The following is a 20211-nucleotide window of genomic DNA, read 5'->3' on the forward strand; positions in this document are numbered from 1 at the left end:
ACATTACCTCTGCCCGCTGTCTTTCAATTCCTGGCGCAAGCGCCACATCTGCCACAACACCGCAAAAATCCACACGAATGCGGCCATCGCGGCGAGGTCGAACAGGAAGACGTAACGCGCCTGCCAGCCCATGGCGGCCACCAGCGTGGTACCGCCCAGCCAGATCACCATGGTCGCGGCGATCGCCAGCCCCACGGTGCGGCCCTTGCGGGCATAGGCCCGTTCGGTGTCTTCCCTGTTCATTCCGTCCATCGGTCAATACACGTCACCCTTGTCGACGCGTTTGGAAAATTCCGTCTCTGCGCCGGTGGCCAGCAGCTTGGCCTGCCCGACCCAGTCGTCCCGGCTGACCCGGCCCTTGAAGCCGACCAGGTTCTGGTCGACCCAGGCGACCTCCTCCGCCCCCCAGGCGGCGATCTGGTCGAAGTGCCAGAACCCCATCTGGTTGCACAGCTGCTCCAGCTTGGGGCCGACACCCTTGATCCGCTTCAGGTCGTCCGCCTGCCCGTCGCGCGGGGCGGTCAGACCTTCGGGGCGGCTCCCCTCGCCCGGAACCGCCATATCGGCGGCGGTGCCGGCATCCGCATCCTCGACCTCGGGGTCCGAGATATCGGGCATCTTCGCCATCTTTGCCGGGGCGTCCGGCACCTCCGCAGGCTCGTCCTCGACCGGCATCGCGTCCACCGCGGGGGCCACGGTGTCCTCCCGCACGGGCTCGGGCGCCGGGACCGGCGGGGTGGCCGCGGTTGCCACCGGCGCGCCGCCCTGCGCGCCCAGGGCCGGATCGGCGGTGAGCGCGGCCCCTGCCCCCGGCACGGGCGCCGAGGCCGGAGGCGCCACCGCATCGGGCGACAGCGCCTCGGAGGGCGCGGACCCCGCCTTGCCCACACAGAACAGCCGCATCAGCACCGTGGCCACGATCACGCCCAGCACCAGGGCCACGATCAGGGCCAGCAGGATGGCCAGGGCGGGCCGGAACAGGACATAGGCGATGATGGCCACCACGGCACCGACAATCCAGCAGATCGCCCTGCAGCGTCCTTCGGCCGTGTTCATGTCCATCTCAGTCCCCTCTCGTGATCCGGATCGTGCCGGTCACACCCATGCAGTTGCCCCGTCAGTCGTAGACGTCACCCTTCTTCACCCGCGACGAGAATTCCGTCTCCTCGCCCGCCGCCAGCTTTTTCGCCTGCGCGACCCAGGTGTCGCGGGTCACGCGGCCCTTGAAGCCCTGCAGGTTCTGGTCGACCCATGCGATTTCCTCGGGTCCCCAGGCGGCGATCTGGTCGAAGTGGTAGAACCCCATCGAATGCAGCAGGTCCTCCAGCTTGGGACCCACGCCCTTGATCTGTTTCAGGTCGTCGGCCTGGCCGCCGCGCGCCGCGCTCAGCCCCTCGGGCTTCACCCCCGGGCCTTCGGCGGCCACGGGCTGGTCATCTGCCGGGGCTTCGGCCTGCGCTTCAGGCGCCGGTCCGCCGGTGCCTTTGGCTGTCGCCTCCTGCTCGCTCACGCCGGTCTCGTCCGCGGGCTTGCCGGCGGCGGGACGCGGATCGGCCGAGGTGTCGCCCCGGGTCTCGGGATGTTTGGTGTCGCCCTTCCAGGGCGTCAGCAGCGGCACCTCGGTCCCGTCGATGCGCTTGATGGTGTCCTGCAGATCCACCGCGGCCTGCGCCGAGGCATTGTACTGCGTCTTGCCGCTGTCGTATTCCGTCAGGCTGGTCAGCCCGCTCAGCGGTTCCGCGGCATAGCGGCCATTCTGCGGGCCGGGCACCGGCACCTTGCCGGCGGCAAAGTCATCCAGCAGGGCCGCAAACGACTCGGCGGTCAGATCCTCGTAATAATCCTTGCCGATCTGCACCATCGGCGCGTTGGCGCAAGCGCCCAGGCATTCGACCTCTTCCCACGAGAACCTGCCATCGCCCGACAGTTCATGTGCCTTGGCGGCGATCTTGTCCTTGCAGACGCCGATCAGATCCTCGGCCCCGCAGATCATGCAGGAGGTGGTGCCGCAGACCTGAACATGTGCAACGCTGCCAACGGGTTGCAGCTGGAACATGAAGTAGAAGGTCGCGACCTCAAGGGCCCGGATATAGGCCATGTCCAGCATCGCGGCGACATGTTCGATGGCCGGACGGCTCAGCCAGCCCTCCTGCTCCTGCGCGCGCCAGAGCAGCGGGATGATGGCCGACGCCTGCCGCCCCTCGGGGTATTTGGAAATCTGACCCTCGGCCCAGGCCCGGTTGGCCGGGGTGAAGGCAAAGCTGTCGGGCTGTTCGTGGTAGAGACGGCGCAGCATCAGGCACAGGCCCCCGTCACCAGCTTGACACCGCCGCCTTCCAGCGGAACCGCCGCGCCCGAGGCCATGCGGAACTGGCCGGCCTGGATGGTCTGTTCACGGGTCAGGCCGGTCTGCAGCTCGACCGCCAGGTATTCGCGTTCGGTCCGCATCTCGCAGCCCATCGAGGCGACGGCATTGTCATAGGCGGCCATCTGTTCCGGGCTCGCCCCCTGCGGCGGCATGGCGCATGCGCTGGTCAGGGCCAGCGCGGCAATGGCGGCAGTCATGCGGATAATGTTCACGTCGGTCGTCCTCTGGCTCATCCGGCCCGCAGTCATTCTGCCGGGGGCCGTGCATGTCAAGTTCTCCGCCCGCCGCGGCGGCGGGCCGGTCCCGGTTTCAGCGGTCGACCTCGCCGAACACGATGTCCATCGTGCCGATGATCGCCGCCACATCGGCCAGCTGGTGGCCGGTGGCGATATGGTCCATCGCCTGAAGGTGCAGGTAGCCCGGCGCGCGCAGCTTGGCGCGGTAGGGCTTGTTGGTGCCGTCCGCCACGAGGTAGACGCCGAATTCGCCCTTCGGTGCCTCGACGGCGGCGTAGACCTCGCCCTCGGGGACGCGGAAGCCCTCGGTATAGAGCTTGAAGTGATGGATCAGCGCTTCCATCGAGGTCTTCATCTCGCCGCGCTTGGGCGGGGTGATCTTGCCGCGGGTCATCACGTCGCCGGGCGTCTCGCGCAGCTTGGCGATGGCCTGCAGGATGATCGAGGTCGATTGCCGCATCTCTTCCATCCGGCAGAGGTAGCGATCGTAGCAGTCGCCGTTCTTGCCCACGGGAATCTGGAAATCGAACTCGTCGTAGCATTCATAGGGCTGCGCGCGCCGCAGGTCCCAGGCCAGGCCCGAACCGCGCACCATCACGCCCGAGAAGCCGTAGAGCTGGATGTCTTCCTCGCTCACCACGCCGATGTCGGCATTGCGCTGCTTGAAAATCCGGTTCTCGGTCAGCAGGCTGTCGATATCGTCGAGCACAGACGGGAATTCCCTGGCCCATTCCTCGATATCGTCGATCAGCTTGGGCGTCAGGTCCTGATGCACGCCGCCGGGCCGGAAATAGGCTGCGTGCAGACGCGCGCCGCAGGCCCGCTCGTAAAAGATCATCAGCTTCTCGCGTTCCTCGAAGCCCCAGAGCGGCGGCGTCAGCGCGCCCACGTCCATGGCCTGCGTGGTCACGTTCAGCAGGTGGTTCAGCACGCGCCCGATTTCCGAATAGAGCACCCGGATCAGGCTGGCGCGGCGGGGCACCTCGACACCGCAGAGCTTTTCGATGGCCAGACACCAGGCATGTTCCTGGTTCATCGGGGCCACATAGTCCAGCCGGTCGAAATACGGCAGGTTCTGCAGATAGGTGCGGCTTTCCATCAGCTTTTCGGTGCCGCGGTGCAGCAGGCCGATATGCGGGTCGCAGCGTTCCACGATCTCGCCGTCGAGTTCGAGAACAAGGCGCAGCACGCCGTGGGCCGCGGGGTGCTGCGGGCCGAAGTTGATGTTGAAGTTGCGGATCTTCTGCTCGCCCGTCTGGGCGTCGCCGAACTGGTTCGAACCGTCCATCATCTGCCTACCTCCGGGGCCTCAGCCCACCATCGCCGGGCCGTCCACGACCCGGTAGAGTTTCGTTGCCAGCCGCCATTCGCCATCGACCTTGAGAAAGCCCAGATAGTCGCGGAAGCGGCGCGGCGGCACCGCGACCTCAAGCTCGACATGGGCCATCTCGGGACCGGCGATCCGGACCTCGCTCACCGCGTAATCCGGGGCGCCGTCCAGCGCGTCGCGCCCGCCGACCCGCGCGATGAAGGTCGCCCGGTCGAAGGTCACGATCTGCCCGCCCTCGGAACAGCTCATCGCGAAGCAGGCGGCGCAGAGCGCATCCAGCGCCGCGCCATCGGCCATGTGAAGCGCCCGGGCATAGCTGTCCGCAGCGGCGCGCACCTCGGCCTCAAGCGTGTCGATCGTTGCGCCGTCCATCATTTCGCCGCCTCGTCGAACTTGTCCTTGAAGGCGATGATCCACAGCAGGATCAGCGCCACCAGCGGAAAGACCGCCAGAAAGGCCGCATAGGCCGGCAGGCCATAGCGCGGCAGGATGCGGTAGAACGGGATGACCAGCAGCACCGCCATCACGATCCACCAGAAGATGCCGCCGCCCATGCCCATCATTTCGCGTCCTTCTTGTCGTCGCCCGGCAGGATGTATTCGGCACCCTCCCACGGCGACATGAAGTCGAACTGCCGGTATTCCTGCACCAGCTTCACCGGCTCGTAGACGACGCGCTTGGCGGCCTCGTCATAGCGGACCTCGGTATAGCCGGTGGTCGGGAAATCCTTGCGCAGCGGATAGCCGCGAAAGCCATAGTCGGTCAGGATGCGGCGCAGATCCGGGTGGCCCGAGAAGATGATCCCGAACATGTCGAAGACCTCGCGCTCGAACCAATTGGCGCTAGGATGCACGGCGGTGATCGAGGGGATCATCTCCTCTTCCCGCAGGGCGGCGCGCAGGCGGATGCGCTGGTTCTGGTACATCGACAGGAAGTGATAGACCACGTCGAACCGTTTCGGGCGCTCGGGGTAGTCGACTGCGGTGATGTCCACCAGGCTCGAAAACTTGCACGTCGGTTCGGTCCGCAGGAATTCCACGAAATCCGCTATGCCCGACGGGGTCACGTCGATGTTCAGCTCGCCGTGGGTGACATCCCAGGCGAGCACGTTGTCGGGGCGCTTCAGCTCGATCGTGGCGCCGAGTTCCTCGAGCGCGGCAATGTCCAGGGGCATGGCTTACCTCGTGATCGTGCCGGTGCGGCGGATTTTGCGGGCGAGTTGCAGGATGCCGTAAAGCAGCGCCTCGGCCGTGGGCGGGCAGCCGGGCACGTAGATGTCGACCGGAACGATCCGGTCGCAACCGCGCACCACGGAATAGCTGTAGTGATAATAGCCGCCGCCATTGGCGCAGGATCCCATCGAGATCACGTAACGCGGCTCGGGCATCTGGTCGTAGACCTTGCGCAGCGCGGGGGCCATCTTGTTGGTCAGCGTGCCGGCGACGATCATCACGTCGGACTGGCGCGGAGAGGCGCGCGGCGCGATGCCGAAACGTTCGGCGTCGTAGCGCGGCATCGAGGTGTGCATCATCTCGACCGCGCAGCAGGCCAGACCGAAGGTCATCCAGTGCAGCGAGCCGGTGCGCGCCCAGTTGATGATGTCCTCGGACGAGGTCAGCAGGAAACCCTTGTCCTGCAGCTCGCGGTTGAGGGCCTGGGTCGCGACCTCGGGGTCGGCCCCGGCGGTATTCACGGCGGTGCTCACTGCCATTCCAGCGCCCCTTTCTTCCATTCGTAGCAGAAGCCGATGGTCAGTACGGCCAGGAAAACCATCATCGACCAGAAGCCGACCATACTGACATCCTTGAAGGCGACAGCCCAGGGAAACAGCATGGCGATTTCGAGATCGAAGATGATGAACAGGATCGAGACCAGATAGAACCGGACGTCGAACTTCATCCGCGCATCGTCGAAGGCGTTGAAACCGCATTCGTAGGCGCTGACCTTTTCAGGGTCCGGGTTGCGGACCGCGACGATGACAGCGGCGAGGACAAGCACGAGGCCCAGCACGATCGCGATGGCCAGAAACACGAGGATGGGGAGGTATTCCCTCAGCATCTCTTCCACGAGCGGCTCCTTTGCTTGCGCGGGCAGGCCCCCGGGGGCCCGCATTGGCTGGTCAGGGTTTACTCTCGCCCCTTGGCATGGTCAACCAAAGGCGTTCACATTGCATGACTTTCCGGGCACTTGGATCGCCCCCTGCCCCCGGTTGGGCCGCACATTGTGCACAGGCAGAAAAACCAAGCCCCTCAAGGCCCCCGGACCGGCCAGCACCCCCGCCCGGCCAGCCCGCAGCGCGCGCTGGCAGGATGACCCGGCGTCAGGGCGCCGCACCCTGCGGCCCGGATCTGCACCGCGCGCCCCCCGCGGAGCGCGCGATTCCCCCGATCACTCGACCGTCACCTCTTCGCGGGTGCCGGCCTTGACCGAGACCTGCTGCTGCACATCGGCCTTGTCGATCTTGTAGCGGACATCGACGATGTAGGTGCCTGCGGGCACGACCCTCTGGAATTCCTCGCCGTACTGGGCGTTGATCTGGCGCTCCTTGCCGGTCATCATGTCCTTGGTGAGCAGGCGGATCTGATACCCCCCGGGGGCCGAGACATGCAGCACCCCGGCGTCCAGATTGACCGTCACCTCCGTCAGCTGGTTCGGATGAACCGTGAACAGCGGGCCTTCGACATCGACCGACCCCAATCTGGCCAGCACCTGGTAGTCCCCCGCAGGCAGGTTGTAGCGGTTGGAGCCGTAGTTCGCCCCGATCTGCCGGCGCTTGCCGCTGATCGGCTTCTCGGCGGGCACATAGCGGAAGTTGACGGAGTTGTCCTCGATCGCCGGGCCCGCCTCGGAATAGAGCGCATGCGGCAGCACCACACCGGTCGAAACGATCATCTCGTGGCGCAGGCTCTGCCCCGCGGCCAGGGTCACGGTCTCGGTGACCTCGGCGGCGGCGTGACGTGCCAGCAGCGACAAATCCCCCGCCGGCATCAGGAACGTGCTCTCGCCATATCCGGCCTGTTCCACATCGCCGTTGCGCGCCTTGACCTGCACGGCCTTGTCCGCCCCCTCCTGATCGGCGGCCCGTTTGGGCACCAGGGTCAGCAGCCCGGCATCCATGTTGACGACGATCTCGCTCAGCGCATCGCGGTTCAGCTCGACAATCCGTTCGCGGATCACGCCCCCGAACCGGGTGAACAGAAGGTAACGCCCGGCCGGAACATCGGCCTCGAATGCCGCATTATAGGTCTCGGCGGCGCGCCGGCCCACCGGCTTGTCATTGGCGTCAACCGGGGTCAGCTCCCAGCGGAGTTTCTTTTCGTCATAGGCGGGCCCGCCCTCGGACAGGGTCGCATGGGCCTTGAGGTTCACGGTGATCGCGGGTTCGGGTTCCGGCGCGGGCTGGGGCGCGGCTTCGGGCACGGGGGCCGGTTCGGCCACGGCCACCACCGTCTGCGTCAGGGCCTCGCCCAGGGTCGCGGCATTGGAGGCCTCGATATAGCGCCCGCCGGTTTCCTCAGCCAGGCAGGACACCTGCGCGCCCTCCTCGGCGGTCAGGCCAAAGCCCACCACATGCGCGGTGAAATCGACGCCGGTTTCCTCCAGCATCGCGCCCAGGGCACAGGGGTCGGCATCGCAGGTTTCCAGCCCGTCGGTGACCAGGATCACCGTCGCCTTGTCCTCGGTATAGCGCATCTGTTCGGCGGCCTGCTTCACGGCGGCGGACAGCGGCGTCTTGCCCTTCGGCTTCAGCCCGGCGGCGAAATCCGAAATCGCACCGGCCGTCCCCCGTCCCGCCGGCACCGCCAGCTCGATATCCGCGCAATCGCCCTTGCGGCGGTGGCCATAGACCATCAGACCCAGCTCGTTGCCCTCGGGCACGGCGGCCAGCACGTCGCGCAGGGTGTCGCGGGCGATGGTGATCTTGGCCACCCCGTCGATCTGCCCCCACATCGAGCCGGATCCGTCCAGAACGATCATCGAACGGTCCTGAGACCGCGCCGGAAGCGCAAGGCACAGCACCGCAAGACAGGCTGCAACAAATTGTTTGAACATGGTAAATTCCTGTCGCTCTAAAATATCAGCGACAGCATACCATTATTTCGGCCCATGACCAAAGACGGGTATACCCCACCTTGCGGCCATGCGCCGGGCCAGGGCCTCAGGAACCGACCTCGTAGAAATCCTGGCGATAGAACTGCTGTGCCCCGTCCATCTCGGCCGCGGCCCTGTAAGCCGGGCGCGCCGCCATGCGTTCGCAATAGGCGGCGAGCTTCGGAAAGGGGTCCATCCGCACATAGCGCGGCGCGGCCAGCATGTTGTAACCCAGCATCGTGTCGGCGGCGGAAAAGCCCGAGGGCAGCACATGGTCCTGCCCTGCCAGCATCCGTTCCAGCGGGGCCATCGTGCCGGCCAGGCGGCGGGCCTCGACCTTCAGCACCGTCTCGGAGCGCTGCGCGGGATCGCGCAGGAACAGCCACTGCAGGTTCAGGTTGGCGATCAGGTTGCCCATCGTCTCGGCGTAATGCAGCGCCTCCAGATAGGCGATCCGCTCAGGGTCGCCCGGCGCTCGGCCCAGGCCATGGTCGGGCCGGGTCTCGCACAGATATTCCGTGATCGCGCCGCTTTCGTAGAGCACGTGCCCGTCGATTTCGAGCGCGGGCACCCGGCCGGCGGGCGACAGTTCCAGATAGTCCGGCGTGCGCAGCGATCCGTCGGTGATCGAATAGGTCACGATCTCGGGCGTGATGCCCATTTCCTGCAGCAGCCACAGGATGCGAAAGCTGCGCGAACAGGCGATGTGATGCAGTCTGATGGTCATCCGTCCTCCCATGCGGGAAAGAAATCCCGTTCGAACAGGGCCGCCCCCTCGGGCGGCAGGCTGGCGCGAAAGGCCGGGCGCTCGGCCAGGCGCGCGTACCATTTCGCGGTTTCCGGGTAATCGTCGAGCCGGGCAAAGAACTGCGCCATGTAGACCGCCTGCCCGACCGCGATATCGGCGGCGGAAAAGCCGCTGGTCAGCAGGGTCTCGCGGTTCTCGATCGGGGTCGACAGGCGCGCCTCGATCGCGGCGTAGCACTTGCCGATCCGCGCCGCCTCCAGCCGCATCACGATGGGCGAGCGCATGGAATCCTCGTAGAGCATCACGTGCTGCTGCGTCAGCGCGGCGGTGTGCTGGCTGATGGTTTCGGAAAAGTTCAGCCAGCTCAGCCATTCGGCCCGGTCCAGCGCCCTGGGATCGCCGCCAAGGCGCGAGGGGAATTTCTCGCACAGGTACTGCATGATCGCGAGGCTCTCGAACATCCGCTCGCCGTCGATTTCCAGCGCGGGCACGCGGCCGGCGGGGGACAGGACAAGGTATTCCGGGTCCCGCAAGGTGCGGTCGAAGGGATGGCCGATGACGGTGAAGTCCACGCCCAGCTCGTTCAGCAGCCAGAGCACCCGCATGGAGCGTGTCTGGTGGACATGGTGCAGTACGATCATCGGCTGACCCCCGGTATGCATATGGATGTCACTGCAAACCACGCCGCAGACGGATTTGCAAACGGGGTGATCGGACAGTTTGCAAATCCCCCTGCCCGGCGTCCTCCCGCCCTGCTCTCCGGGCACCTTGCAAAGGGCTGAACCAGGGTATTTGCAAAGTCGCGACGGGCCTCACAGTCCCTGCCGTTTTCACTCGGATGGGACAGCGTGGGTGCCACGTCACCTGGCACCCCGCCGCACCTGCCCTGTGCGAACGGATGCGCCAGGATGGGGGCAAAGTTGCACAGGGCCTCCCCGCATCTGCGGTTTGCAAAGAGGTCACCCCGGCAATTTGCAAATCCATGCCGTCTCAGTCTTCGACCGCCTCCAGCCGGATCAGCGCGGCCCCGGCCTCCACCTGGGTGCCCTCGCTCACCAGAACCTCGGCGACGATTCCGTCACGCGGGGCGGCCAGGACATGTTCCATCTTCATCGCCTCCAGCACCGCCAGACGCTGCCCGGCGGTCACGTGATCCCCGGCCCCCGCCATCATCGCCTTGACCATGCCGGGCATCGGCGCCTCGACCACATCGCCCGAGGCCGCGGTGGCATCGCGGGCCAGCGGGTCCGGCACGTCAAAGGCCAGCCCGTGGTTGCGAAAGACGGTCACCCGGTCCGCCGCATGATGATGCGCAGGCGCAGGGGTGCCATCCAGCGTCCAGCGTCCGTCGCGCCAGCGCGCCGTCACCTCGGCCGTATCAAAACGCACGGTCATCTCGCCGCCGCCGCCGGACTCGACAGAGATATCGTAAACGACATCGCCAAGGCTCAGCACAACCGCCCGGCGCATCGGCACCCAGAGCGCGAAGCCGTCGAAGGCCCCCGGCGCACGGTCCAGCCCAAGCGCCACGAGGCCCGCCCAGGCCACCGCCTGCACCGGCACCTCGGGCTCGGCCACCAGCGCCTGCAGGTCGCGCCCGATCAGCCCGGTGTCCACCTCGCCCCGGGCAAAGCCCTCATGCGCCGCCAAGGCGCCCAGGAAGGCGAGGTTGGTCACGCTGCCCGCCACCTCGGTCCCCGCCAGGGCGCGCGCGAGCTTTTGCAAGGCGATCCGGCGCGTCGGCCCATGCACGATCACCTTGGCGATCATCGGGTCGTAATGCGGGGAAATCCGGTCGCCGGTCCGCACCCCGGTATCCGCGCGGCAACCGCCGGGAAAGGCCAGATGGGACAGCGTACCGGTCGCGGGCAGGAACCCGCGCGGCACATCCTCGGCATATAGCCGCGCCTCGAAGGCATGGCCGGTGATCGTCAGATCCGCCTGCGCCACGGGCAGAGGCTCGCCCGAGGCGACGCGAATCTGCCATTCGACCAGGTCGACGCCTGTGATCGCCTCGGTCACCGGATGTTCGACCTGCAGCCGGGTGTTCATCTCCATGAACCAGAACCCGTCCGCCCGCAGCCCGTCCGAACCGTCGACGATGAATTCCACCGTCCCCGCCCCGGCATAGCCAATCGCCTCGGCCGCGCGCACGGCGGCGGCGCCCATGGCGGCGCGCACCTCTTCGGTCATGCCGGGCGCAGGCGCTTCCTCGATCACCTTCTGATGCCGCCGCTGCAGCGAGCAGTCCCGCTCGAACAGATGCACCGCCCGGGTGCCGTCGCCAAAGACCTGCACCTCGATATGCCGGGGCGCGGTCACGAATTTCTCGATCAGCACGGCCGGATTGCCAAATGCGGTCTGCGCCTCGCTGCGCGCGCTGGCCAGCGCATCGGCGAAATCCGCGCCACGCTCGACCAGCCGCATTCCCTTGCCCCCGCCACCCGCGACGGCCTTGATCAGCACCGGATAGCCGATCCCCTCGGCCGCCTCCTTCAGCAGATCGTCCGACTGGTCGGCCCCGTGATAGCCGGGCACGACGGGCACGCCCGCCTCCTCCATCAGCGCCTTGGCGGCGTCCTTTAGGCCCATGGCCCTGATCGCCCGGGCGGAGGGCCCGATGAAGGTCAGCCCGGCGGCCTCTACCGCCTCGACAAAATCCGGGTTCTCGGAGAGAAAGCCGTAGCCGGGGTGGATCGCCTGCGCCCCGCTGGCCTGCGCGGCGGCAATGATCCTGTCGCCCCGCAGATAGCTTTCGGCTGGCGCGGGCCCGCCGATATGCACCGCCTCGTCGGCCAGCGCGACATGCATCGCGGCAGCATCGGCATCGGAATAGACCGCCACGGTGGCGATCCCCATCTCCTGCGCGGAGCGGATCACGCGGCAGGCGATTTCGCCCCGGTTCGCGATGAGTATCTTGTCGAACATCCTAATGCTCCGTTCCTTGCGTTCCGCCTGCCCGCCTCATCTCCGCCACCCGCCGGTCAACAGCGCCTCGGCCTCGGCCACAAGGCGGGCGGGAATCTCGGCGGCGCCGGGCAGGTCGCGGATCACGCCGATCCCCTCGCCCACGATGGCCGGGGCGGTGTCGATATCCCCCGCATCGGCGGCCCGGGCAAAGGCCGCTTTTTCCGCCGCGTTGCCCGCCAGCCCCGGCAGGTCGCCCTGCCACCTGTCGATGAACGGGTTGCGCATGGTCCGCAGGTCGAACCGGGCGGGCCAGTCGATCCCGCGCGCCACGTCGATGACCGAGCCGCGCAGGGTCGCATCGCCATCCGCCTCAAGCGCCGCGCGCTTCTGCGCCTCGGGCACCAGCGATTCCGCCGTGGCCCAGAAGCGGGTGCCGCAAAGCACGCCCTCGGCCCCCAGCATCAGCGCCGCCGCCAGCCCCCGGCCATCGGCAATGCCACCGGCGGCCAGCAGGATCGTGTCGGGCGCGGCGGCGGCGAGGTAATCCGCCACCTCGGGCACCAGCGTCAGGGTCGCGCGTTTTGCGCCGTGCCCGCCCGCTTCGGTCCCCTGGGCGACGATGACAGCGGCACCGGCCGCGACCGCGCGGCGGGCATCCTCGACACTCTGAACCTGGGCGAAGAGCGGCACGCCTGCCCCGGCGATGGCCGCGGCATGGGGCACCGGGTCGCCGAAGCTGAGGAAGACGGCGCGCGGGCGGCGCTCCAGCACCTCCTCCAGCAGCCCCGGCGCCTGGTCGAGCTTCCAGGTGATGAAGCCCATGCCCACGGCGGCATTCCCCGCCGCGTCCAGTTCCGCGCGGATCCAGTCGCGGTCGCAATAGCCCCCGCCGATCAGGCCCAGCCCGCCGCCCGCCGTCACGGCAGCGGCAAGCCGTCCGCCCCCGGCGCGGGCCATCGGCGCGCTGACAACCGGATGGTCGAGGCCGAAACGGTCCGTCAGTCTGGTCGAGATCATGGCCAGCCCTCCAATCTACATCCGGAACACGCCAAAGCGCGTGTCCTCGATCGGCGCGTTCAGGCTGGCCCGCAGGCTGAGCGCCAGCACGGATCGGGTCTTGCGCGGGTCGATGATCCCGTCATCCCAGAGCCGGGCCGAGGCATAGAGCGGATGGGACTGGCGTTCGAACATTTCGATGGTGGGGCGTTTGAATTCGGCCTCCTCCTCTGGCGACCAGGTGCCGCCCGCGCGTTCGATGGCATCGCGGCGCACGGTGGCCAGCACGCCCGCCGCCTGCGGCCCGCCCATGACAGAGACCCGCGAGATCGGCCAGGACCACATGAAGCGCGGCTGATAAGCCCTTCCCGCCATGCCATAATTTCCCGCACCGAAAGAGCCGCCGACAACCATCGTGATCTTGGGAACCGAGGTGGTGGCCACGGCGGTCACCATCTTGGCCCCGTGGCGGGCGATCCCCTCGTTCTCGTATTTCCGGCCAACAATGAAGCCGGTGATGTTCTGCAGGAACACCAGGGGGATGTTCCGCTGCGAGCAGATCTCGATAAAATGCGTGCCCTTCTGGGCGGACTCGCTGAAAAGCACGCCGTTGTTGGCGATGATGCCGACCGGGCAGCCCTCGACATGGGCGAAGCCGGTTACCAGCGTCTCGCCAAAGCGCGCCTTGAACTCGTCGAAACGCGAACCGTCGACCACCCGGGCGATCAGCTCGCGGATGTCATAGGGCGTGCGCAGGTCGGGCGGCACGACACCCAGCAGGTCCTCGGGGTCATAGGCCGGGGCCTCGGCCGCCTGCCATTGCACGCCCTGCCAGGGCACGCGGTTCAGCGAGGCGACGGCCTGCCGGGCCAGCGCCAGGGCATGGCCGTCATCCTCGGCCAGGTAATCGGCCACGCCCGACAGGCGGGTGTGCACGTCGCCGCCGCCCAGTTCCTCGGCGGACACGACCTCTCCGGTTGCGGCCTTCACCAGCGGCGGGCCGGCCAGGAAGATCGTGCCCTGCTCCTTGACGATGATCGTGACGTCGGACATCGCGGGGACATAGGCGCCCCCGGCGGTGCAGGAGCCCATGACGACGGCGATCTGCGGGATTCCCTTCGCGCTCATCCGCGCCTGGTTGTAGAAGATGCGACCAAAGTGATCGCGGTCGGGAAAGACCTCGTCCTGGTTCGGCAGATTGGCCCCGCCGCTGTCGACCAGGTAGATGCAGGGCAGAAGATTTTCCCCGGCTATCTCCTGCGCCCGCAAGTGTTTTTTCACGGTGACGGGATAGTAGGTGCCGCCCTTCACGGTGGCGTCGTTGCAGACCACCATGACATCGCGCCCGGCGACCTGGCCGATGCCCGCGATCAGCCCGGCGCCCGGCGCCGCGCCGTCGTACATGCCATGCGCGGCGGTTGCGCCGATTTCCAGGAAGGGCGAGCCGGGGTCGAGCAGGTTGGCCACCCGGTCCCGGGGCAGCATCTTGCCGCGTGAGATATGCCGCTCGCGCGCCTTGCCGCCCCCGCCCTCGGCCGCCAGTTGGGCCGCTTCGCGCACGATTTCAATGGCTTCCATGTGGCCCTTGACGTTTGCGCGGAACTCTTCCGACCCGGTCAGGGCCTTCGAGACCAGTTTCATGCCATCACCTCCCGGGCCGCACGGGCCTTCAATTCCTTGCGGATCACCTTGCCGGTCACGGTCATCGGCAGGGCCGCGACAAATGCCACCTCGCGCGGGCGGGAATAGCTGGCCAGCCGCGCGCCCACATGGGCCATCAGCTCTTCCGCCAGCGCGTCCGACGCTTCAACTCCGTCCCGCAACACAATGTAAGCTTTCACGATTTCCGTTCTCAGCGCATCCGGCTTGCCGATCACGCCGCAGGTCGCCACGGCGGGATGTTTCAGCAGGCAGTCCTCGATCTCGGCCGGGCCGATGCGGTACCCCGCGCTGGTGATCACGTCATCCTCGCGGCCGAGGAAACGCAGCACGCCCTCGGCCATCACGCCCCGGTCGCCGGTCAGCATCCACTCGCCCCGGAACTTCGCCGCCGTCTCCTGCGGTTTGTGCCAGTATTCCAGCAGCATGGAGGCCGAGCCGCGTTTCACCGCCACGTCGCCCTCGCCCTCCACCGGCTGGCCGCCCGGCCCGATCACGGCCACCTCGTGCCCCGGCACGGGCCGCCCGATGGCACCCGGCACCACCGGGTAGAGCGCGGCGCAGGCCGAGACGATCATGTTGCATTCCGTCTGGCCGTAGAATTCGTTGATGGTGAGTCCAAGCGCCCGGCGCCCCCAGTCCAGCATCTCGGCCCCCAGGGGCTCGCCGCCGCTGGCAACAGTCCGCAACCCGGCGATCCCCGCATCCGCCGCCTTCAGCATCCTGAGGGCGGTTGGCGGGAAAAACACATTTCGGACAGAGGCTTCGGCGATGATCCTGCGACATTCCGCGACCTCGAACTTGGCCATCCGCGCGGCGACCACCGGCACGCCAAGCGCGAGGCCCGGCATCAGCACGTCGAACAGCCCGCCGATCCAGGCCCAGTCCGCCGGGGTCCAGAGGCAATCGCCCTCCTGGCCCAGCAGATCGTGCGACAGTTCGACCCCCGGCAGATGGCCGGTCAGCAGCCGGTGCCCGTGCAGCGCGCCCTTGGGGCTGCCCGTGGTGCCGCTGGTGTAGATCAGCACCGCCGGGTCCTCGGGGCCTGTCTCCCCGGTCGGGCAGATGCCGTCGGGCAGTTCCGCCGCCTCGGGCACCAGCGCGGCAAGGCCCAGGGGCGCCAGCATGCGCTGCCCCTCGTCATCGGCCACCACGATCCGGGCGCCGGAATCGCGCAGCCGGCTGGCCAGGGCGTCCTCGCGGAACAGCTTGAACAGCGGCACCGAGATCGCCCCGATCTTCCACGCCGCGATATGGGCCGCCGCGCACCAGGCATCCTGCGAGCGCAGCACGCCCACCCGGTCGCCCCGCCCGACGCCCATGTCGCGCAGCGCCAGCGCCAGCCGTTCGGCCATTTCGCGCAGCGCGGCGTAGGACACATCGCGCCGCCGCGTGCCCGTCAGGTCGATCACCGCCGTGCGCGAGGGATCGCGCTCTGCCCAGTGGTCGCAGACCTGCGCCGCCATGTTCAGGCGCACCGGCAGGTCCCAGCGGAATCCGGCGCGGATCTCGTCATATGTCCGGTCATGGCTCAGCATCGCGATACGGGCTCCGGATCCGCATGCGGCCCCAGTCGTCCAGGCCGATCTCGTAACCCTGTCCCGGCGGCAGGTGCCCCGGCAGGCAGGTCACGATCAGCCAGCCGCCGCGCGTTCCGTCCGGTTTGGCACTGCAGTCCGTGGCCTTGGGCGCGTGGCCGCGATCCCGCTCCATCCGCAGGTAATGCTCCACCGTCCGCGCCACCGCGTCGCTTTCGCTGCGGGTGGCATGGTGCCAGCCGAACCGCAGGCCAAGGAAGGCCGCGGCGGCCAGCAGGGCCAGCAGGCCGATGCGGGCGGGGCGCATCGCTCATCCCATCTGGCCCATAAGTTCCCGCCCGATCAGCATCCGGCGGATCTCGGACGTGCCCGCCCCGATCTCCATCAGCTTGGCATCGCGGAAGATGCGGCCCACGGGATTGTCGTTCAGGTAGCCCGCGCCGCCAAAGGCCTGCACCGCCTGATGGGCGACAACCATCGCCTCTTCCGAGGCATAGAGCACGCAGGCCGCCGCGTCCTGGCGCGTGACCTCGCCCCGGTCGCAGGCCTTGGCGACCTCGTAGACATAGGCGCGGGCCGAATTCATCTTGGTGTACATGTCGGCGATCTTGCCCTGCATCAGCTGGAAGGTCCCGATCGGCTGGCCGAACTGCTTGCGCTCGGCCATATAGGGCATCACCTCGTCCAGGCAGGCCGCCATGATCCCCGTGCCGATCCCCGACAGCACGACACGCTCGTAATCCAGGCCCGACATCAGGACGCGCACGCCCTTGCCCTCTTCGCCCAGGATGTTCTCGAACGGCACCTCGACATCTTCGAAGATCAGCTCGGCCGTGTTGGACCCGCGCATGCCCAGCTTGTCGAAATGTTTCGAGGTGGAAAAGCCGGTCATCGACTTTTCGATCAGAAAGGCGGTGATCCCCTTGGACCCGGCATCGGGGTCGGTCTTGGCATAGACGACCAGCGTGTCGGCATCGGGACCGTTGGTGATCCAGTATTTGTTGCCGTTCAGCCGGTAGTGATCGTTGCGCTTCTCGGCGCGCAGCTTCATCGACACGACGTCCGAACCGGCCGAAGGCTCGCTCATCGCCAGCGCGCCCACATGCGCACCCGAGATCAGGCCTGGCAGGTATTTCGCCTTCTGCTCCGGCGTGCCGTTCAGGTTGATCTGGTTCACGCAGAGGTTGGAATGCGCCCCGTAGGACAGGGAGACCGAGGCCGAGGCGCGCGCGATCTCTTCCACCGCGACCGTATGGGCCAGGTAGCCCAGCCCCGCGCCGCCGTATTCCTCGGGCACGGTGACGCCCAGCAGGCCCATCTCGCCCAGCTCTGTCCAGAGCTCGGGAGGGAAGGTGTTGGAGGCGTCGATCTCGGCCGCGATCGGCCTGATCCTGTCCTGCGCCCAGCGATGCACCGCCTCGCGCAGCGCATTCACGTCCTCGCCCAGATCGAACCGCATGGACCCGGTGAACATCGGCGCCTCCTCCAGCTTAATGAACACTTGTTCATATTGCTCGCATATTGCCCGGACCGGGTCAAGCGGCTGGAACATCCGCCGGGCGCCGTGCGTTGCACCGGCAAGCGCATCCCTGCAGGATGCCAAGGAAAGGACCCTGTCATGAAAGACCTGACGCAAGACCAGAAAGACGCCTTCTGGGACCGAATCGACGATGTCACCGCCGGCATGCTGCACACCGATGGCGACCGGGTGGTGCCAATGTCGCATTTCACCGATCCCGCGCGCCGCGCGCTGTGGTTCATCACCGCCGAGGGCACCGAATGCCACAGGGCCGCGCAGTCCGGGTCATCCGTGCAGTATGTCGTCGCGGATGACAGTGCCCGTATCTATGCGCGGGTCGAGGGGCGGCTGAGCGTTTCGGACGACAAGGCCAAGCTCGACGCGCTCTGGTCGCCGGTGGCCGCCGCCTGGTTCAAGGACGGGCGCGAAGATGCCAATGTGCGGCTGGTGCAGTTCACCCCCGCCCGGGCCGAGGTCTGGCTGACCGAGGGCGGCGCCGGGTTCCTCTACCAGATCGCCAGGGCCAGCCTGACCGGCAAGACGCCCGATGCGGGCGATCACGGCGTGGTGCGGTTCTGATGCGCGCGGCGCTCTGTGCGGCGGCCCTGGCTGCCGCGGTCGCCTCTCCGGTTGCGGCGGAACAGGTGGGCGAGGTCGGGGTCGACTGGATCGGCAACGACATCATAATCGAGGCGGTCAACGACCCCGAGGTCGAGGGCGTGACCTGTCATGTCGCCTATTTCGACCGTGGCCTGATCGACCGGCTGTCCAAGGGGAACTGGTTCGAGGACCCCTCGAACGCCTCCATCGCCTGCCGCCAGACCGGGCCGATCACCATCGGCGACATCGACCGGAGCGAGGAAGGCGAGGACGTCTTTCGCACCTCGCGCTCGATCATCCTGAAGTCGCTGCGGGTGAAACGGATCTATGACGCGAAGAACAAGACGCTGATCTATCTGGCCCATGCGGCAGAGCTGACGGACGGGTCGGCGAAGCTGGCGATCTCGACGGTGCCTCTGTGGAACGCGGGTGAGGTGAAGGGGCTGGAGTGAGGGCGGGGGCGACGCCCGCCTGCGCGTCGCGCGTTCGGATCTGAAACGGAGGTCCGGAGCGATTCCGAGAGGGATTTTTCCCCCGGGGAGGACGCACCGCACAAAAGCGGAACCGTCCCGCCCGGCGGTCCGCCGAGCGTCACCCGCCTGCGATTGGCGCATTCTGACCTGAAACGCTCCACTGGAGCGTGTTCGGGACAGTCTTCACCCATGCACCCGGAAGGAAGCACCGCACATAAGCGGAACCGTCACGCCCGGCCGCAGGCCGGGCGGCGCCCGACCCTCCCCCCGGGAGGGCGCTTGGCGATGTCATACGCCGCATTTCCGGCATCAATGCTTGCTTGCGAAGCGTCGAGCACCAGCCGGGGCGCATGCCCTCCCAGGGTCGGGCGCCGCCCTCCGTACGCACGCTCACGCGCAGGAGAACCCGGTGAGCAACGCGAAGATCGGTGTGGAGAGGACAAGACTAGGCTGGCAGCCCGTCTCAGCCCAGGAACCTATCGGCCACAGGACTCGGCCACACGACCGGACGCCCCCACCCGCCGGCCCTACTCCGCCGCCATCCCCTGCTGAACCGCGGCCACCTCGGCCCGGATGATCCGGGCCAGCAGCGCGCAGTCCTCCAGCGAGAAGGTCAGCGGCAGGCGCATGTCCATGATCCCGCGCAGGATGCGGTCGGTCGCGGGCATCCGCTCGACCGGGGCATAGCGCCAGGAATCGTAGCGCGAGGTAAAGGCCGTGGGCTCGGCCCCGCCGAACCACTTCAGCTCCACCCCCCGGGCGGCACAGCGCGACAGGACCTCGCCGATCGCCCGCTCGGTCCAGTCCAGCAGCAGGAACTGGATCGACGATCCGACATAGACCTCGGCCCCGGGCCGGTCGATCACCGTCAGGCCGGGCGTGCCGCGCAGCCCCTCCTCGACCAGCTGATACCGTTCGGTCCAGGCGGCGCATTGTTCGGTCAGCCGCCGCAGCTGCGGGCGCAGGATCGCGGCGCGCAGGTTGTCCATCCGGCCCGAGACATTGGGCGTGACGTATTTCACCCGCTCGAAGACCTCCGGCCCCGGCGCGGCCAGATGACGGCCGTAGAGCATGTAGCTGCCCGACAGGATCACCGCGCGGGCCATCACCTCGTCATCATCCGAGATCAGGAACCCGCCCTCGCCCGAATTCATATGCTTGTAGGTCTGGGTGGAATAACACCCGATCAGCCCGTGTCGCCCGGACATCACGCCATTCCAGGTGGCGCCCATCGTGTGGGCGCAGTCCTCGATCACCACCACCCCGGCGGCATCGCAGATCGCCATCAGCCGGTCCATGTCGCAGATATGCCCGCGCATATGCGACAGCAGCAGCACCCGGGCGCGGTCCACCTTAGCGGCCAGATCATCCAGGTCGATGGTCAGCGCCTCGGTCACGCCGACATAGACCGGCACCGCGCCCATCGAGGCAATCGCCCCCGGCACCGGTGCCAGCGTGAAGGCGTTCGACAGCACCGCATCGCCCGGCTTCACCCCGACCGCGCGCAGCGCCGTCGCCATCGCATGCCCGCCCGAGGCCACGGCCAGCGCATAGCGCGACCCCATGGCGGCGGCGAATTCCTGTTCCAGCAGCGCGACCTCGCCCACCTCTCCGGCGGCGACGTTGTAACGGTGCAGGCGGCCGTGGCGCAGCACGGCAAGCGCGGCCTCGATCCCTTCTTCCGGGATCGGCTCCTGCTGGGTGAAACTGCCGGTGAAACGCTCCATGCGCCATCCTTCGCG

22 protein-coding genes are annotated in these 20211 nt (G+C 67.5%); 2 read left to right on the forward strand and 20 right to left on the reverse strand.

From position 1 onward, the window contains the following. Positions 1-3: 3 nt before the first annotated feature. From GLS40_RS12660 to GLS40_RS12750, 19 genes are all read right to left on the reverse strand, one after another. Positions 4-243: a DUF5337 domain-containing protein gene (locus GLS40_RS12660; RefSeq protein WP_328598900.1), complete on the reverse strand. Its 240-nt coding sequence runs from the start codon at positions 241-243 to the stop codon at positions 4-6. A 12-nt stretch (positions 244-255) separates the two neighbouring features. Then, complete coding sequence (locus GLS40_RS17995) at positions 256-1062, reverse strand: endonuclease (RefSeq protein ID WP_235905919.1); 807 nt, start codon at positions 1060-1062, stop codon at positions 256-258. A 55-nt stretch (positions 1063-1117) separates the two neighbouring features. Then, positions 1118-2296 carry an NADH-quinone oxidoreductase subunit E gene (locus tag GLS40_RS12670; protein WP_160383102.1) on the reverse strand — a complete coding sequence of 393 codons (1179 nt, stop codon included), beginning with the start codon at positions 2294-2296 and terminating at the stop codon, positions 1118-1120. Next, positions 2296-2601 carry a hypothetical protein gene (locus tag GLS40_RS12675; RefSeq protein ID WP_235905906.1) on the reverse strand — a complete coding sequence of 102 codons (306 nt, stop codon included), beginning with the start codon at positions 2599-2601 and terminating at the stop codon, positions 2296-2298. The genes GLS40_RS12670 and GLS40_RS12675 overlap by 1 nt, the downstream gene beginning before the upstream one ends. A 76-nt stretch (positions 2602-2677) precedes the next feature. Next, positions 2678-3892, reverse strand: coding sequence for an NADH-quinone oxidoreductase subunit D (locus GLS40_RS12680; protein WP_202076148.1), 1215 nt, complete (start codon positions 3890-3892; stop codon positions 2678-2680). Between the two features lie 21 nt (positions 3893-3913). Then, positions 3914-4309 carry a nuclear transport factor 2 family protein gene (locus GLS40_RS12685; RefSeq protein WP_160383104.1) on the reverse strand — a complete coding sequence of 132 codons (396 nt, stop codon included), beginning with the start codon at positions 4307-4309 and terminating at the stop codon, positions 3914-3916. Further along, positions 4306-4497, reverse strand: a complete 192-nt coding sequence (locus GLS40_RS12690; RefSeq protein ID WP_235905907.1) for a hypothetical protein — start codon at positions 4495-4497, stop codon at positions 4306-4308. The genes GLS40_RS12685 and GLS40_RS12690 overlap by 4 nt, the downstream gene beginning before the upstream one ends. Continuing rightward, positions 4494-5108 carry an NADH-quinone oxidoreductase subunit C gene (locus GLS40_RS12695; RefSeq protein WP_160383105.1) on the reverse strand — a complete coding sequence of 205 codons (615 nt, stop codon included), beginning with the start codon at positions 5106-5108 and terminating at the stop codon, positions 4494-4496. The genes GLS40_RS12690 and GLS40_RS12695 overlap by 4 nt, the downstream gene beginning before the upstream one ends. A 3-nt stretch (positions 5109-5111) precedes the next feature. Next, positions 5112-5645, reverse strand: coding sequence for a NuoB/complex I 20 kDa subunit family protein (locus tag GLS40_RS12700; RefSeq protein ID WP_160383106.1), 534 nt, complete (start codon positions 5643-5645; stop codon positions 5112-5114). Then, positions 5636-6001, reverse strand: coding sequence for an NADH-quinone oxidoreductase subunit A (locus GLS40_RS12705; RefSeq protein ID WP_160383107.1), 366 nt, complete (start codon positions 5999-6001; stop codon positions 5636-5638). The genes GLS40_RS12700 and GLS40_RS12705 overlap by 10 nt, the downstream gene beginning before the upstream one ends. Positions 6002-6322: 321 nt before the next feature. Beyond that, the gene (locus GLS40_RS12710) at positions 6323-7987 is read right to left on the reverse strand and encodes a vWA domain-containing protein (RefSeq protein WP_160383108.1); all 1665 of its coding nucleotides are present in this window, start codon (positions 7985-7987) and stop codon (positions 6323-6325) included. A gap of 106 nt (positions 7988-8093) precedes the next feature. Further along, positions 8094-8753 carry a glutathione S-transferase family protein gene (locus GLS40_RS12715; protein WP_160383109.1) on the reverse strand — a complete coding sequence of 220 codons (660 nt, stop codon included), beginning with the start codon at positions 8751-8753 and terminating at the stop codon, positions 8094-8096. Further along, positions 8750-9415 carry a glutathione S-transferase family protein gene (locus GLS40_RS12720; RefSeq protein ID WP_160383110.1) on the reverse strand — a complete coding sequence of 222 codons (666 nt, stop codon included), beginning with the start codon at positions 9413-9415 and terminating at the stop codon, positions 8750-8752. Before GLS40_RS12720 ends, GLS40_RS12715 begins: the two co-directional genes overlap by 4 nt. 349 nt (positions 9416-9764) lie before the next feature. Continuing rightward, complete coding sequence (locus GLS40_RS12725) at positions 9765-11702, reverse strand: ATP-binding protein (protein ID WP_160383111.1); 1938 nt, start codon at positions 11700-11702, stop codon at positions 9765-9767. A 36-nt stretch (positions 11703-11738) separates the two neighbouring features. Then, positions 11739-12701, reverse strand: coding sequence for an NAD(P)H-dependent flavin oxidoreductase (locus GLS40_RS12730; RefSeq protein WP_160383112.1), 963 nt, complete (start codon positions 12699-12701; stop codon positions 11739-11741). Positions 12702-12716: 15 nt separating this feature from the next. Continuing rightward, complete coding sequence (locus tag GLS40_RS12735) at positions 12717-14321, reverse strand: carboxyl transferase domain-containing protein (protein WP_160383113.1); 1605 nt, start codon at positions 14319-14321, stop codon at positions 12717-12719. Next, positions 14318-15877: an AMP-binding protein gene (locus tag GLS40_RS12740; protein ID WP_160383114.1), complete on the reverse strand. Its 1560-nt coding sequence runs from the start codon at positions 15875-15877 to the stop codon at positions 14318-14320. Before GLS40_RS12740 ends, GLS40_RS12735 begins: the two co-directional genes overlap by 4 nt. Continuing rightward, positions 15864-16184, reverse strand: a complete 321-nt coding sequence (locus tag GLS40_RS12745; protein WP_160383115.1) for a hypothetical protein — start codon at positions 16182-16184, stop codon at positions 15864-15866. Before GLS40_RS12745 ends, GLS40_RS12740 begins: the two co-directional genes overlap by 14 nt. A gap of 3 nt (positions 16185-16187) precedes the next feature. Beyond that, a complete protein-coding gene (locus GLS40_RS12750; RefSeq protein ID WP_160383116.1) occupies positions 16188-17351 on the reverse strand; it encodes an isovaleryl-CoA dehydrogenase in 1164 nt (387 codons plus the stop codon). 144 nt (positions 17352-17495) lie between these two features. Here GLS40_RS12750 and GLS40_RS12755 point away from each other — a divergent pair, with 144 nt between their 5' ends. After that, complete coding sequence (locus GLS40_RS12755; RefSeq protein WP_202076137.1) at positions 17496-17975, forward strand: pyridoxamine 5'-phosphate oxidase family protein; 480 nt, start codon at positions 17496-17498, stop codon at positions 17973-17975. Next, the gene (locus GLS40_RS12760) at positions 17975-18448 is read left to right on the forward strand and encodes a CreA family protein (RefSeq protein ID WP_160383117.1); all 474 of its coding nucleotides are present in this window, start codon (positions 17975-17977) and stop codon (positions 18446-18448) included. Before GLS40_RS12755 ends, GLS40_RS12760 begins: the two co-directional genes overlap by 1 nt. A gap of 548 nt (positions 18449-18996) precedes the next feature. Here the strand turns inward: GLS40_RS12760 and GLS40_RS12765 are convergent. Then, complete coding sequence (locus GLS40_RS12765) at positions 18997-20196, reverse strand: DegT/DnrJ/EryC1/StrS family aminotransferase (RefSeq protein WP_160383118.1); 1200 nt, start codon at positions 20194-20196, stop codon at positions 18997-18999. Positions 20197-20211 lie beyond the last annotated feature (15 nt).

Origin of the sequence: Pseudooceanicola pacificus (assembly GCF_009789075.1) — a bacterium.
Lineage (GTDB): Bacteria > Pseudomonadota > Alphaproteobacteria > Rhodobacterales > Rhodobacteraceae > Pseudooceanicola > Pseudooceanicola pacificus.